The organism is Marivita sp., from assembly GCF_048006345.1.
Lineage (GTDB): Bacteria > Pseudomonadota > Alphaproteobacteria > Rhodobacterales > Rhodobacteraceae > Marivita.
The window spans coordinates 2175940-2190676 of the sequence record NZ_CP180351.1 but is presented as its reverse complement, the minus strand read 5'-3'; the positions used below and the strand labels follow the sequence as shown (position 1 = coordinate 2190676).

Genomic DNA, 14737 nt, shown 5'->3' with positions numbered 1-14737 from the left:
TCGTGTCTTCGTGCGACCCGCAGGACATTCCGGCGGGAAACCCTGGAGGACAATATGACACTGAAGACTTTCATCACAGCCGCTCTGGCAGCCACTGCACTCACAGGCGCCGCATTTGCTCAAAGCAATTCCGGATCCGACAACCCGATGGTAGGGGGCGCCGCAATGTTCCCGGATAAAAACATCGTCGAGAATGCCCTGAACTCTGCAGACCACACAACACTGGTGGCGGCGGTCAAGGCCGCCGGGCTTGTCGATACCCTGATGAGCGAAGGGCCGTTTACCGTTTTTGCGCCCACCAATGCCGCGTTCGACCGCATTTCAGATGAATTGCTGAACGCGCTCTTGCAGCCGTCGGCCAAGGCGCAACTGACGCAAATCCTGACCTGCCATGTGGTGGCGGCAAATGCGATGTCCGATGCTATCGCGGGCATGATTGCGGATGATGGCGGGATGCACCCCGTTCAGACCGTGGGTGGCTGCACCCTGCAGGCCAAGATGGACGGATCCAAGATCACCCTCACAGACGAAAACGGTCGCGAAGCCGCTGTCACGATTGCCGATGTGCGGCAGTCGAACGGCGTCATTCATGTGATCGACCGCGTGCTTTTGCCGGCTCAGTAACCCTTTGAACCCCATCCTAGGGGTGTCTGAGATCGCGCAAAAGTGTGTGCCCCGGTCTTGCGTGTTGGCGGGCCGGGGCACCATGTTCAATCAAGTGAAGGAGGACACGATGTTGAGACGACATTTCCTGCAAACCGCCGCTGCCGCTCTGGGCCTTGGGGCCTTGACCAAAGGCGCAGGTGCAGCCGAAGGCACTTTCGAAATCACGCGATCCAAGGCCGAATGGAAAGCAATGCTGACCTCTTTGGAATATCGTGTGATGCGAGAAGAAGGCACAGAACGGGCGTTCTCCTCGCCGCTCAACGACGAAAAACGCGCAGGTATGTTCCACTGTAAGGGATGTGACCTCGCACTCTATTCATCCGAGCACAAATTCGACAGCGGCACAGGATGGCCCAGCTTCTGGCAGGCACAGGCAAGCGCCATCGAAACCAAGCCTGACAGGTCGCTGTTCATCACTCGCACCGAATGCCACTGCCGCCGCTGTGGCAGCCATCTGGGTCATATCTTCGATGATGGCCCGAAGCCGACAGGCAAACGTCACTGTATCAACGGCGTCAGCCTGACGTTCAGCGCCGCTTAACCGAATTTCGGGTTAGGCGCCTTTGGCGCCCAGCCCAAGTTGCATCAGCGTCTTGCGCACCGGTGTAAGGGTGTAAAGCGCGTCCAATCCCTTGGCTCGTATGTCGCGAAGGGGTTGCGCGCTGAGCATCGAGGTCCGGTTGAGCAGCGTGATCCCGGCAACGCGCGCCCGAATATCTGCAATCCGCTTTTGGTGGTAGGCATCCAGCATCTTGCGATTGCCGATGTCATCTGAATGGCGGGCCAGATCGCGCAGGACGCTCAAATCCTTGAGGCTCATATTGAGCCCCTGCGCGCCGATAGGGGGCACGACATGAGCCGCCTCTGCCACAAGTGCAATCCGTTCGCCGCTCAGGCGATCCGCATGTTGGCTGATGATCGGCCAGATCGTGCGTCGTGACGCTAGTTCCAGCGGCCCGAACAGGCTACAGGACCGCGTTGTCATCGCGTGTTCAAACGCCTCCGGCTCAAGCGCCATCAGCGCTTCTGCCTTTGGGCCTTCCTCCATCCAGACAATCGCCGACGACGGCCGTCCATCAAGATCGGGCAGGGGAACAAAGGTGAATGGTCCCCCCGTTCGGTGAATCTCGGTCGAGACATTGCCATGGGGGATCGGATGCGTGACAGCAAAGGCCAGCGCTTTCTGGCCAAAGCGCGTGGTTTGCACGTCGATCCCCGCCGCCTTGCGCATGGGGGAATTGCGCCCGTCAGCGGCAATGACCAGCTTGCAGCGCACCTTGGTGTCATCGCTAAGCTCGACGCGGGCTTCGGCTTCGCGGGTGAAGAGGGACGTCGTCCGAATGCCCGCGCGGAAGGTGACAGTGTCGAGCCCTTCAAGATGCGCCACGAATTCGCGCCGCAACAGCCAGTTTGGCAGGTTCCATCCAAACGGCTGATCTGAAATGTCGGAGGCGTTGAATTCCTTGGTGACGCGTGCTTTGGGTTCTTCGCCTCCTGCATCGACGATCCGCATCACCTGCAACGGCATCGCATGCGCGGCAAGGCGCGGCCAAAGTCCGATCTCGTCCAGAAAGGCCTGCGCGGGCTGCAGGAACGCCGTGGTGCGCAGGTCCGCACCTTCTGCATTGCGGTCCGTGACGGGCGGTGCCGGATCAAGGCAAAGCACCGAATACCCGTCGGCCCCAAACGCCGCCGCTGCGGCCAGTCCGGCGATCCCGCCCCCGGATACGACGATGTCATAGGTCATGGCGTGGCCTTTCGGTTCGGGTGACACACCCTGCTTATAGGCAGGGTGGTCGCAAAGCGCGATGCGTCAGGGCGCGCTATTTTCCGACCGTGATCAGGATCAGCACAACCATGATGACGGGAACCATGGCCAAAGCCGCCATGGTTAGCGCAACAACACCCCATGTTTTCACGGCCAGCACCAGAAGGGTCAGCAGCGCGACCAGCAAGTAGTAGATCGTGTCCGGCCCACCTTCGTTCAGATCGCGAGCAATCCAGCCGAAAACCGGCACGGAATAGAATGGATTGCGGCGGTAGGCGACGGCTGGTTCGGAAATGGACATGTAAGACCCCTCTTTTTGTCTGCTTGAGAGATAGGCAGCAAAATCGGGGCGGAAACTGCCAAATTGCCGCAACGCAGCAATGAACCGTCAGGTCAGCCGGGCAAGGAACTCGGTCAGGTCTGATGTGTGGTGATGGATGTGATCCGCCGCAACCGCGTTCGGCGCCACATGGACCGTGCGCATCCCCATCGCGTGCGGGGCGGCCAAGTTGCGGGGGTCGTCTTCGAACATCGCAGCACTCCGCGTGTCGGTGCCATCTCGGCCAAACACTTTTTCGAACGCGCTGCGCTCGGGCTTGGGATGGTAATCGGCATGTTCCACGCCATAGACCGCGTCGAATATCCCGTCGAGCCCGCGCGCCTTGAGCACGTTGCGGGCATAGGGCTCAGACCCGTTGGTATAGACAATCTTGCGGCCCGGCAGGTCCTTGATCAGGGATGCCAGATAGGGGTCTTCCGACAAAACCGAAAAGTCGATGTCATGCACATCGTGCAGGTATGGCGCCGGGTCCACATCATGTTCGCGCATCAACCCGGCCAGTGTGGTTCCATAGGTTTTCCAATACTCTACGCGCAGCATGTTCGCCCGGTCCCGATCGACGCCCAGCGAGTCCATGACAAACTTCGTCATGCGCACTTCGATCTGATCGAACAGGCGCACCGCCGGTGAATACAGAGTGTTGTCGAGATCGAACACCCAGTGGCGGACATGTTTGAAAGCGGACTTGACCATGACGGGCAACCTAGGCGGTGTGTGCCGGCGCGGCAATGGCTCAACTTGCGTCTTTTGATAAACCAGCGCTATCGTGAGGAAACTGGATAGGGATCACACGGTATGAAAGATGTGAAGCCTCCTCAGAAAGACGCGTATGCGTCGATCCTCGAGGCGATTGATGTGGGAATCTACCGGCCGGGCGACCGGTTGGTGGAAAGTGATCTGGCTGAACGGTTCGGCATGTCACGGACACCGATCCGCGAAGCGCTGCAACGGCTCGAGACGCAATCGCTGCTGACGCGGGACGGGCGGTCGCTGATCGTGGCGTCGCTCGACCACAACCAGATGGCCGAGCTTTATGTGGTCCGCACCGAACTGGAAGGACTGGCTGCCCGCCTTGCCGCACGACATGCCACCGATGAAGAGGTGCAGGTGTTGCAGGATATGGTGCATGACGACCGGGCCTTGCTGGACGATCCGTCCGCTTTGGCCCGGGCGAACCGCCGGTTCCACAAGCAGATCCATCTTGCCTCGCACAACCGCTTCCTTGTTCAGCAGCTTGATCTGGTGCACCGGTCCATGGCGCTGATGGCGACCACATCGCTGGCGGCGCAGGGCCGGGGTGAAATCGCGCTGGCCGAACATCAGGCGATTGTCGATGCGGTCAAACAGCGTAACGAGGATGCGGCCTATAAGGCGTTGCGAGACCACATTTCGGTTGCCTTTGTCACCCGCTTGAAGCTCGACTCAATGGCCAAGGATCAGGCCTAGTCAGCGGATCGTGGCGTGGATGTCCCCGCCGGGGACATCCGGTTCGGACCGGCCATGTTCGGTCTTGTCCCAATAGAACGGCTTGAACACCAGTTCCGACCACGCCTTGTAGACCGCGAAGACGCCAAGCGGAAAGTAGAAGAACATCATCGGCACCCACTGCATCAAGCCTTTGTGCTGCGTGCGTCCGACCGCAAAGAATCCGGTGAGCAGGGATACCAGCTCGGCACAAAGAAAAAGGGCCAGAAGGCCCTTTGCCCAGTCCGACGGGATCACGTCGAACAGTGGGGTCGAGATCCCGAAGCAGACCAGCCAGAATGACCAAAGTGCCGGGGCCAGCGTGAATTGCACAATGGTGGTCAGGAAGAAGATCTGAAATCCAAGAAATTTCCGCGCACCGATCTGTTTCAGCAGGCGGAAAGGACGGCGCATGTGGACGAGGTAGGTGACGATATACCCCTTGAGCCAACGGGATCGTTGCCGGATCCAGGGCACGATCCGGTTGTTCGCTTCCTCCCGTGTGACGGTCGGGATCAGGATCGTGCGGTAGCCGAACCGGTAGAGCCGGATGCCCAGATCCGCATCCTCGGTCACGTTATGTGCGTCCCAGCCGCCGACATGCTTGAGCGCCGCACGCTTCAGGTAGACGGTTGTGCCCCCAAGCGGGATTGGCAGACCAAGACGCGCTGCACCAGCCAGCACGACCCGGAACCAGATCGCGTATTCGATGGTGAAGCATCGCGCGAGCGCGTTCGACTTGGTGTTGTAGAAATCGAGTATGCCCTGAACACAGGCGACATTCGACGGCGCATGGTGAAACGCCTCGACCACCCGTTCGATCTGGTCGGTGGCAGGCGCATCCTCTGCATCCAGCACGCCGATGATGTCACCGCGCGTGTGCGCCAAGGCGTAGTTGAGGGCGCGGGGTTTAGTCTTGAGTTCACCATCGGGCACCCGAACCACCCGCATCCAGCCGGGCAGAGAGACCGCGTCGATCATTTGGCGGGTCTGAATGTCCTTTTCTTCCAGCACGAGCACCACATCGAGCAGTGCCTTCGGATAGGTGAGTCGAGACAGGCGGAGCACCAATTCATTCGCAATCGCCGCCTCGCGGAACAGCGGCACTATCAGACTGACCACGGGCTTCTCAGAGAGCGGCAGATCAACCGGTCGATCTGGTGGTTTTCTGTACCCGGCCACAAGTACAACGACCTTGAACATCACCGTCGCAATCAGGTTCACCACCGCAACGGCGGTGATCCCTGCAAAGAACGCATTTGGAAACAGATAAATCAACGCAAGGCTGACGCCGAAAAACAAGGACGCCACGATGCCGCGCGACAGGGTGAGTTTGTTGATGTCCCGGCAGGAATAGTCGTCCGGTACAAGCCGTTCGGCCCGGTCGGCGAGGTAGTCGCCGTGTCGGTCCGTCACGATGCGCACCAGATCTTCCTCGGCCACCTCGGCAAACAGGACCGGCCCAAGCGACTGTTCAAGGATATCGCGCAGACGGGTGCGGTCGCGGCCCGGAACGGTTGCCACAAGGATCGCGTCCCCGATCCTGCCCCAAGGCAGGATGCGGTACTCCAGACACATCTCGGGCGCGAGCAACATGTCCAGATCGGGGTCCGGTGGATAGATATCCGGGTCCAGACGCCGCTGCCGCGCGACCAGTTGCCGGGCGCTGTGCATAAGGCGCGCGGCATCGTCATGTGGTCGAGATGCAAAAAGCGGCCTGTCGCGCCGAAGCCCCGGTTCGAGCACCAAAGGCGATGTGCCGCGTGTTTCCGACCTGCCGAACATATGCCCCCCGGACCAATCCGGGGGTCAGTTAAGCCTCAAACGGTTAAGCGGCAGTTAATGCCCGTTCAGGCAGAAACGGTTTTCCGCGCGGCCATCGAGTCGGCAAAGCGTTCGAACAGGTAAAAACTGTCCTGCGGGCCTGGGCTGGCCTCGGGGTGCTGCTGCACCGAAAACACCGGGCGGTCCGCCATGCGAATGCCGCAGTTGGACCCGTCGAACAGCGACACATGTGTTTCCAGCACGCCCTTGGGAAGCGTCTGGCTGTCCACAGCAAACCCGTGGTTCATCGACGTGATCTCGACCTTGCCGGTCTCGGTATCCTTGACTGGGTGGTTTGCGCCGTGATGGCCGTGGTTCATCTTGACCGTCTTCGCCCCCAACGCCAGCGCCAGCATCTGGTGGCCAAGGCAGATGCCGAACATCGGCAGGTCAGTCTCGTTCAGGATCGTCTGGATCATCGGAACAGCATATTTGCCCGTCGCCGCCGGATCGCCGGGGCCGTTGGACAGGAATACCCCGTCGGGATTGTGCGCCAGCACCTCTTCCGCAGTGGCGGATGCGGGCAGAACCGTCACATCACAGCCCGCACTGGCGAGGCAGCGCAGGATGTTGCGCTTCGCACCATAGTCGATGGCCACCACCTTGTGCTTGGGGTCGGTCTGCCGCGCAAAACCATCCGGCCAGGCCCAGCGCATTTCGTCCCAGCGATAGGACTGCGCACAGGTGACGTCTTTGGCCAGATCCAGCCCTTCGAGACCGGGAAAAGCGCGGGCCTTTTCCACCAGCGCGCCAATGTCGAATTTGCCTTCGGGGTTGTGTTCAAGTGCCACATGCGGCGCGCCAAGCTGCCGGATCGCACGGGTCAGGCGGCGGGTGTCGATGCCACCGATGGCAATGCGTCCCCGCGCGGTCAGCCACTCGCTCAGTTCCTGAACCGCGCGCCAGTTCGAGCTTTGCGTCGGCATCCACTTGACCACCATACCCTCGGCCACGGGATCGCCGGTTTCGTCATCGTCCGGGTTCACACCCACGTTGCCGATATGGGGAAAGGTGAATGTCACGATCTGGCCCGCGTAGGACGGGTCGGTCATGATCTCCTGATAGCCGGTCATCGCGGTGTTGAAGCAGAGTTCCGCCACCGATGTGCCAGTTGCCCCAAAGCCCTGACCATAGAAAATCGTGCCATCCGCAAGGGCGAGGCAGGCGGTCGGTGTGTCGTTGGAAAGCTGGGACATGGCGCGACTCCGCAGGGATAAAATCTCGCGGAACCTAAGGCTGTGCCGCCTTGTGGTCAAGTGAAGTCGGAAAATGTGATAGTGTTGTTTATCAATGGCTTAGCGTAAATGCTGGGTGCTTGCTTCTGAAAGGGTCCTCGCTTAATGTGCGCGCTCGTTCAACCTTGGGATAGGAACTCATGGACCTTCGCACCCGGCTCAACACGTCTGTCAAACAGGCGATGCGCGACAAGGACAGTGCACGGCTCTCGACTCTCAGGCTGATCAATGCCGCGATCAAGGATCGTGACATCGCAGCCCGTGGGGAAGGCAACGAAGACGGGGTGGGGGACGACGAAGTCCTTGGCATCCTTGGGAAAATGGTCAAGCAGCGCAAGGATACCGCCAAGACCTACGAAGAAGGCGGGCGGCTTGATCTGGCCGAGCGGGAATTGTCCGAGATTGGCGTGATCGAGGAGTTTCTGCCGCGAAAGCTTACGGATGATGAGGTGACTGCAGCCGTGGATGCTGCGGTGGCCGAAACAGGTGCATCGTCGATCCGGGACATGGGCCGCGTCATGGGTGCGCTCAAATCCAAATACACCGGGCAGATGGATTTCGGTGCGGTGGGCGGCATGGTGAAGGACCGGCTCGCAGCCCTGTGAACATAAGCGTTTCCGTCAACGGAAACGCGGCCCTGCGTCGACGCAGGGCCCTCCGGTGTCACAGACCGAACTCACTTTTGAGGGTGTCCAGCACGTCGGGGTCGTCGATCCGGTAGCGCTGTACAAACCGCGTCTTGTATCCCACGCGTCCCCGCCGCGCGCCGAAATTCTCGCCATGGTTCAGCATGTAGAGCACCGATGGCCGCAACAGCGGGCTTAATGTCTGCCCCGCAAGCGCTGCGAGATAGGGAAACATCCGGTGTTCATGCTGCGTCATCTCGGCCAGGAAGGCGGTCGAGGTTGGCTCTGACGGCGTGTGATAGACGGCTGCACAACTGCCGCAGAGCTTCCAGAAGGGTTTGCGCATCGGGGCGGACAGACTGCGCCTGTCGGCAAGTCCGATGTCGCCGGTCGCGACATCCATGACATAGCCCGATTGCACAAGATACCCGCCGCGCTTCTGCCGTGTCAGCATCTCGGTCACAGTGCCCTGTCGCAACAGGTCATCCGCGTCGAAGGACATCACATAGCCCGGTCGCGTGACCAGATCGGGAAGCGCTTCGCAAAGCACCCGCAGCTTGCGCCACTTGTCGTTGCCCGGCGTGGGGTCGGTGAAGGGTAGGTAGGTGATGCGGGGATCATCCGGCAGGTCAGGCCGTGACTGGCAACAGACCGCTGCACACCAGTCAGGGGCATCTTGTGCCACGAACCCTTCCAGGGTGGTCCGCAGCCGCGCCACAACAGCTTCCCAGTCGCCGACGTGATCGGGGCCGACCATGGGCAGCAGGAACGTCACCTGCCGTGCCGTCTCGTGTGGAATGTCCCGCTCCCGAACCGCCAGAGCCGCGCGTTCCGATGCGACCATCTGTGCAGTCGGATCAGTCCGACCCAACAGCGTCGTGCGCAGCAAATGCCGCGCGCGGGTGAGTTTCGGGACGGCGGGAACCTGTGCCATGCAGCCTCGGGTCAGGGGGTGGCGATGCGCCGAACCTTCTCACTCAGCTCTGCGTACAGCTCTTTGCGTTCGTCTTCGCTCAGAAACGCGCCGATCTCAACCTCTCTTCCGGCACCGGACAACGTGACGTAATGCGGCACCGGCCCGCCTTTCTGGTGCAGATTGACCTGCGTCCAGTACGGGTTGCAGTGCCATTCCTGCGGTGCGCCTTTCGGCGTTTGCCGGGTCAGGTGCAGATCGTCAGGTGTCAGCGTCAGCACTTCCATGATCTGCAAATCCCGCTCGTTCCGCCGCAGCGCGTACCACATGGCACCCAGCGCCATCAGCATGAAGGGCAGGATACCCCACAGCAGAACCGTGCCGATCAGCCCATAAAGCGGGATCGTGGAAAGGGTGAAGATGCCAAGGATAGTCGCCGCAAACCCATGGGCAGGCAGCGATTGGTGCGGCCACAGGCGCAGTTCCTGGTTGTCCTGAGAGGTGTCGGTCCAAGTATATGGCATGGTGGTTCAATACCCGGTCAATAGAAGATCGCAAGCGCGGATAATCTCGTCGCGCTGATGTGCGGCAGAGCCTATGTAGGTCACAAGTGAAGACGTCATGACAGTTGCCATCTGCTGAGGAAAAAGATGCATCTTGCTGTCACCCTCAAGAATGACCGGCATGAGGGTCTTAAAACCGGTGTTCATATCTTTGTTCGACACAAGTGGAACTACGACCCGCGTGGGAAGGTGCATCAGGATGTCTGCTTGAACCACCAAGACTAGAACGCCGTCATCGCTACGGTAAATGTCGAACTGACGGGCCATGCGTCAGAACATACGGTGTTTGGACAACAGAATGCCGTGTTCTTCCACAAACTTGTCATAAGCCTCAAACGCAGCTTTGTTTTCGTCTTTCCATAATTCCGCCTCGGCACGGCGGACATCCTGTTCGATCCCCGCTTCGGCAGCGCGGGACAGGTTCACTCCGGCGTTTTTGGCCCGAGCGATGAGGTCGGCGTCAAGGCTGAGACTGGTGGACTTGCGTGGCATAAGTATACTCCTGTGGAAGAAGTGTACTATCAAACCTACCCGCAAACAACGGTGGGTTTGATAGCAAAAGGCCCCGGCGTTTCCACCGGGGCCTTTCTTTTCAAATTACTCTCAGCTCAGTGTGCGTGCGACTTTTCCCAGTCTTCCCGCTTCGGCAGCTGCTCGAACGTGTGCTCGGGCGGCGGGGAGGGCAGGGTCCATTCCAGCGTGTCCGCGTATTCGTTCCACGGGTTCTTCGCTGTTTCCGCGCGTCCACGGGCAAGGCTCCAAGCCATCACGCCGATGAAGAACAGGAACGAGGCGAAGGACAGGAACGCGCCCCAGCTCGAGATGTAGTTCCAGAAGGCAAAGGCTTCCGGATAGTCGATGTAGCGACGCGGCATACCCTGACGACCCAGGAAGTGCTGCGGGAAGAACGTCAGGTTTGCACCAATGAAGAACGTCCAGAAGTGCAGCCTGCCGGCCCATTCCGGGTACATCTTGCCGGTCATCTTGGGGAAGTAGAAGTAAATGCCCGCGAAGATGCCGAACACCGCACCAAGGCTCATCACGTAGTGGAAGTGCGCAACCACGTAGTAGGTGTCATGGTAGGCCCGGTCCACAGCGGCCTGAGACAGAACGATCCCGGTCACACCACCCACGGTGAAGAGGAACAGGAAGCCGAACGCCCAGAGCATCGGTGTCTTGAACTCGATGGAGCCGCCCCACATCGTCGCGATCCAAGAAAAGATCTTAACGCCTGTCGGCACCGCGATGACCATCGTGGCCAGCATGAAGTAGGACTGCTGGGTCAGCGACATGCCCACGGTGTACATGTGGTGCGCCCACACGACAAAGCCCAGTGCACCGATTGCGATGATCGCCCAGACCATCGGCAGGTAACCGAAGACCGGCTTGCGGCTGAAGGTGGCAATGACGTGGCTGATGATGCCGAATGCCGGCAGGATCACGATGTACACTTCCGGGTGGCCAAAGAACCACAGAATGTGCTGGTAGAGAATCGGGTCACCACCGCCTGCGGGATCAAAGAAGGTCGTGCCGAAGTTACGGTCGGTGAGCAGCATGGTGATCGCGCCTGCCAGAACCGGCAGCGCAAGAAGGATGAGCCAGGCTGTGACAAAGATCGACCAAGCAAACAACGGCACTTTGAAGAGCGTCATGCCCGGTGCGCGCATGTTCAGGAAGGTGGTGATCACGTTGATCGCACCAAGGATGGACGACGCACCCGACACGTGGACCGCGAAGATTGCGAGGTCCATGGACATACCGCCTTCAGTGGTCGACAGCGGCGGGTAGAGAACCCAACCCACACCCGAGCCAAGCTGGCCGTTGCCGCCCGGTGCGAAGACCGAGCAGATCGCCAGCGTCGTACCGGCCACGAAGAGCCAGAAGGACAGGTTGTTCAGACGTGGGAACGCCATGTCCGGCGCGCCAATCTGCAACGGCATGAAATAGTTGCCAAACCCGCCGAAAAGCGCCGGGATCACCACGAAGAACATCATCAGGATGCCGTGACCGGTGATCAAAACGTTCCAAAGATGGCCGTTCGGGGTACATTCGCCAACCGCTGCTGCGGTCAGGCGGGCGCCTTCCATACACATGTACTGAACACCGGGGTTCATAAGCTCCATGCGCATGTAAACGGTAAAGGCCACCGAAATGAAGCCCGCGAGACCTGCGACGATCAGGTAGAGAATCCCGATGTCCTTGTGGTTCGTGGACATGAACCAGCGGGTGAAAAAGCCGCGCTGGTCTTCATGTTCGTGGCCGTGAATGGCGGCGTCTGCCATATCTGCCTCCTGCTGGTTCCCAATAAAAAGGCGCAGGGATTCTCCGAGCGCCATTTGTTCCATCGCCGTTTTAGAATGTGAGACCGGCGGCGGCAACGGACGTATTTGACGCAGATCAAACTTTATTGTCGCACTTTGGTCGGAGCGTTGGCGCAACCGCGCGCTGACCGCAATGGGCCAAGCCGCTGATATCAATGTGTTGTTTCTCAAAATGAAAAGCCCCGGACGCAACTTCGCGTCCGGGGTGTCATGTGCGCGTGAAAACGGTTTAGCCGATCAGGCCACCATCGTCGCGGGTGACGGCAACGACTGCAGACCGCGGCAGGCTGCCTTCGCCATCCGGCCAGTTGCCGCCGTTGTCGCCCGGGTGCTGGATACCGATGAACATCGTCCGGCGATCTGTCGACCAGCACAGGCCGGTGACTTCACAGCCGTTCGGGCCGGTCAGGAAGCGTTCAATGCGGCCTGTCACAGGGTCGCCCGCCAGCATCTGGTTGTTGCCCATGCCGGCAAAATCGCCCTCGTTGCTGTCGTCGCCGTCGGTCTGGATCCAGATCAGACCGGTGTTATCGATGACCATGCCGTCGGGCGAGTTGAAGAGGTTGCCTGCGTTGATGTTTGCCGAACCCGCTTGCGCGCCTTCTGCAACCGTCGGGTTGCCCGCCATCACGTAGAGATCCCACGAGAACCCGTCCGCGCCGTGGTCACCGCCCTCGGGGCGCCAACGCACGATCTGACCGTAACGGTTCGTGTCTCGCGGGTTGACAGCGTTGACCGTCATCGGGTCGCCACCGGCATTGGTGCGCACGGTGCCATCGTCGTTCAACACACCGCGGCGCGAGTTGTTGGTCAGGCAGCAATAGGCTTCGGATGCGTTCGGGTGAACGGCGATCCATTCGGGACGGTCCATCGTGGTCGCGCCGACCTTGGAGGCCGCCATGCGGGTGAAGATCGAGATCATCGCCTGGTCCATACCGGTTGTCGCCGGTGTCAGCGGAACCCAGCGGCCGCTCATGTCGTCCCCAAAAACGGCGACAGACAGCGTGCCGTCCACCAACAGGGTCGAGGTATCTTCGCCCGGCACATAGACGTCATTGCTGACCCAGCGATACATGAACTCGCCACGCTCGTCGTCACCCATGTAGACCACAACGCGGCCATCTGCAGCGATGCCATAGGCGGCGTTCTCATGCTTGAACCGGCCCAGAGCGGTGTGCTTGATCGGGGTCGAGTTCGGATTCGCCGGGTCGATTTCCACGATATAGCCCGCGCGATGTGGCTCGTTCGGGTTGGTTGCTATGTCAAAGCGCGCATCGAAACCGTGGTAGTTGTAGCGGCCCGCATCCACCTTGGTGGATACGCCGTAGCGCCGGAACCCGTCCATCACCATCGAGTTCGCGGACACTTCGGACACAGCACCGAAATAGCCGTTGAAGTTTTCTTCGCAGGTCAGGTACGTGCCCCACGGTGTCCGGCCGGACCCGCAATTGTTGAACGTGCCCAGCGACGCCATGCCGGTCGGATCGGCTTCGGTCTTGAGCAGGTCGTGACCGGCCGCAGGACCAGAGAATGTCATCGGCGTGTTGTGGTGGATGCGGCGGTTGTAGGGGCTGTCGATCACGACCGACCAGCCATCATCGCCCTGTGCCAGTTCCATGACGGTCACGCCCTGAAAGCTTTGCAGGATGCGCACATCGTCCAGCGATTTTGGCATGCCGTCTTCGGTGTGCGGCAGGTTGACCTTGGGGTTCACGTATTCGCTGTTGACGACGAAAATCTCGCGGCCGTCGACATTGAACAATTCCATGCCGTCGGTGTTTTCGCCCATCACGCGGTCTGCATGCTCGAGCGCCACGCCGTTGGCGGGGTCAAACGCGCCTTCAGCATCCGAGAAAAGCGCATCGCCCCAGCGGACGACGGTCTTCCAACTGTAGCCTTCGGGCACGTGGATCGTGCCGTCGGTCTGGGCCGCGATCGGTGTGAACGGGAAGCGCGACGCAGGCTGCGCCATCGCCGTGGTGCCTTTGAGCATGCCTGCGCCCATGACAGCGGCACCAGAACCGAATGCCAGAACACCGCCAAGGAAGCCACGACGCGAGATCGCGCGCTCGACCACCTTGTCGAAATCATTGCCTTCGGGGCGTGGGAAATTCAGCTCGTCCCATTCGTCTGCAGAAAGGTCGTGAATGTCTTTGGGTGTCATGATCCATGTCCGATGTTGATTGACGAAAGCCGGTCGGCGGCGTCCTGCGCCGCGCCGGTCGCGGGCAATTCACCGGATTCGCGTATCAGTTCCGTGACAGGTTTGTGTCAGTTTTGCTGCATCGCCGAAAACGCCGTCAAAGCTCTGCCGCAGCGCGACATCCACATCGTCCATCGTCACCGGCAGCCCCAGATCGACCAGCGATGTCACCCCATATTGCGTGATCCCACAGGGCACGATGCCGTCGAAATGCGAGAGGTCGGGTTCGACATTGATCGAGATTCCGTGAAAGCTCACCCATTTGCGCAGGCGAATTCCGATTGCCGCGATTTTGTCCTCGGCGATTTTACCATCAGGTAAACTTTTCTTCTCAGGCCTCTCGATCCAGACCCCCACACGCCCGTCGCGGATATGGCCGGTCAGGCCAAACTCGCCCAAGGTCGCAATCACCCAGCGTTCAAGATCCTGTACGAAACACCGTACATCCCGCCCGCGCTTGCCCACATCGAGCATGACATAGACCACCCGCTGACCGGGGCCGTGATAGGTATACTGACCACCCCGTTTGGTCTGGAAGACGGGAAAGCGGTCGGGGTCTTTCAGGTCTTCAACCTTGGCGCTGGTTCCAGCGGTGTAAAGCGGTGGATGTTCCACCAGCCAAACCAATTCCTCGGCAGTGCCTTCCGCAATCGCCGCCGCCCGCGCCTCCATAAAAGCCACGGCCTCGTCATAATCCGTCAACCCGTCGGTGATGCGCCATTCGACCTGTGGTGTCGCCATTGTTTTCTTGACTCGCGGTTCATTCGATCCAGAATGGTGGCAATTTTTCGCCGATTTCCTCTGCAATGAACAT

General features: G+C 60.1%; 16 protein-coding genes. 4 read left to right on the top strand and 12 right to left on the bottom strand.

From position 1 onward, the window contains the following. Window positions 1-54 precede the first annotated feature (54 nt). Window positions 55-624, top strand: coding sequence for a fasciclin domain-containing protein (locus ACMVPR_RS10775; RefSeq protein WP_416882881.1), 570 nt, complete (start codon window positions 55-57; stop codon window positions 622-624). Between the two features lie 109 nt (window positions 625-733). Further along, window positions 734-1207: a peptide-methionine (R)-S-oxide reductase MsrB gene (gene msrB / locus ACMVPR_RS10770; RefSeq protein WP_416882880.1), complete on the top strand. Its 474-nt coding sequence runs from the start codon at window positions 734-736 to the stop codon at window positions 1205-1207. 12 nt (window positions 1208-1219) lie between these two features. Here msrB and ACMVPR_RS10765 read toward each other — a convergent pair whose 3' ends face one another. From ACMVPR_RS10765 to ACMVPR_RS10755, 3 genes are all read right to left on the bottom strand, one after another. After that, on the bottom strand, window positions 1220-2413 hold the full coding sequence (locus ACMVPR_RS10765; RefSeq protein ID WP_416882879.1) for a UbiH/UbiF family hydroxylase: 1194 nt from the start codon (window positions 2411-2413) through the stop codon (window positions 1220-1222). A gap of 76 nt (window positions 2414-2489) precedes the next feature. Further along, the gene (locus ACMVPR_RS10760; RefSeq protein WP_416882878.1) at window positions 2490-2735 is read right to left on the bottom strand and encodes a hypothetical protein; all 246 of its coding nucleotides are present in this window, start codon (window positions 2733-2735) and stop codon (window positions 2490-2492) included. 87 nt (window positions 2736-2822) lie between these two features. Next, entirely contained in the window at window positions 2823-3467 is a 645-nt protein-coding gene (locus ACMVPR_RS10755) for a pyrimidine 5'-nucleotidase (RefSeq protein WP_416882877.1), read from the bottom strand. A gap of 102 nt (window positions 3468-3569) precedes the next feature. Here ACMVPR_RS10755 and ACMVPR_RS10750 point away from each other — a divergent pair, with 102 nt between their 5' ends. After that, window positions 3570-4220 carry a GntR family transcriptional regulator gene (locus ACMVPR_RS10750; protein ID WP_292264694.1) on the top strand — a complete coding sequence of 217 codons (651 nt, stop codon included), beginning with the start codon at window positions 3570-3572 and terminating at the stop codon, window positions 4218-4220. Here ACMVPR_RS10750 and ACMVPR_RS10745 read toward each other — a convergent pair whose 3' ends face one another. After that, window positions 4221-6023, bottom strand: a complete 1803-nt coding sequence (locus ACMVPR_RS10745; RefSeq protein ID WP_416882876.1) for a glycosyltransferase family 2 protein — start codon at window positions 6021-6023, stop codon at window positions 4221-4223. It lies immediately after the preceding gene. 65 nt (window positions 6024-6088) lie between these two features. Then, entirely contained in the window at window positions 6089-7258 is a 1170-nt protein-coding gene (gene carA / locus ACMVPR_RS10740) for a glutamine-hydrolyzing carbamoyl-phosphate synthase small subunit (RefSeq protein WP_416882875.1), read from the bottom strand. Window positions 7259-7437: 179 nt separating this feature from the next. Here carA and ACMVPR_RS10735 point away from each other — a divergent pair, with 179 nt between their 5' ends. Next, window positions 7438-7902, top strand: a complete 465-nt coding sequence (locus ACMVPR_RS10735) for a GatB/YqeY domain-containing protein (protein WP_416882874.1) — start codon at window positions 7438-7440, stop codon at window positions 7900-7902. A gap of 58 nt (window positions 7903-7960) precedes the next feature. Here ACMVPR_RS10735 and ACMVPR_RS10730 read toward each other — a convergent pair whose 3' ends face one another. The 7 genes from ACMVPR_RS10730 to lipB form a co-directional block, all read right to left on the bottom strand. After that, window positions 7961-8857 (bottom strand): hypothetical protein, encoded by an 897-nt coding sequence (locus ACMVPR_RS10730; RefSeq protein ID WP_416882873.1) that lies wholly within the window; start codon window positions 8855-8857, stop codon window positions 7961-7963. Window positions 8858-8868: 11 nt separating this feature from the next. Further along, window positions 8869-9360: a DUF2244 domain-containing protein gene (locus tag ACMVPR_RS10725; protein ID WP_416882872.1), complete on the bottom strand. Its 492-nt coding sequence runs from the start codon at window positions 9358-9360 to the stop codon at window positions 8869-8871. 6 nt (window positions 9361-9366) lie between these two features. Beyond that, on the bottom strand, window positions 9367-9666 hold the full coding sequence (locus tag ACMVPR_RS10720; RefSeq protein ID WP_416882871.1) for a CcdB family protein: 300 nt from the start codon (window positions 9664-9666) through the stop codon (window positions 9367-9369). A 3-nt stretch (window positions 9667-9669) separates the two neighbouring features. Beyond that, window positions 9670-9891: a type II toxin-antitoxin system CcdA family antitoxin gene (locus ACMVPR_RS10715; protein WP_300582407.1), complete on the bottom strand. Its 222-nt coding sequence runs from the start codon at window positions 9889-9891 to the stop codon at window positions 9670-9672. 116 nt (window positions 9892-10007) lie between these two features. After that, window positions 10008-11681, bottom strand: coding sequence for a cytochrome c oxidase subunit I (gene ctaD / locus ACMVPR_RS10710; RefSeq protein WP_416882870.1), 1674 nt, complete (start codon window positions 11679-11681; stop codon window positions 10008-10010). 268 nt (window positions 11682-11949) lie between these two features. Next, complete coding sequence (locus ACMVPR_RS10705) at window positions 11950-13884, bottom strand: PhoX family protein (protein ID WP_416882869.1); 1935 nt, start codon at window positions 13882-13884, stop codon at window positions 11950-11952. Between the two features lie 69 nt (window positions 13885-13953). Continuing rightward, a complete protein-coding gene (gene lipB, locus ACMVPR_RS10700) occupies window positions 13954-14664 on the bottom strand; it encodes a lipoyl(octanoyl) transferase LipB (protein ID WP_416882868.1) in 711 nt (236 codons plus the stop codon). Between the last annotated feature and the right edge of the window lie 73 nt (window positions 14665-14737).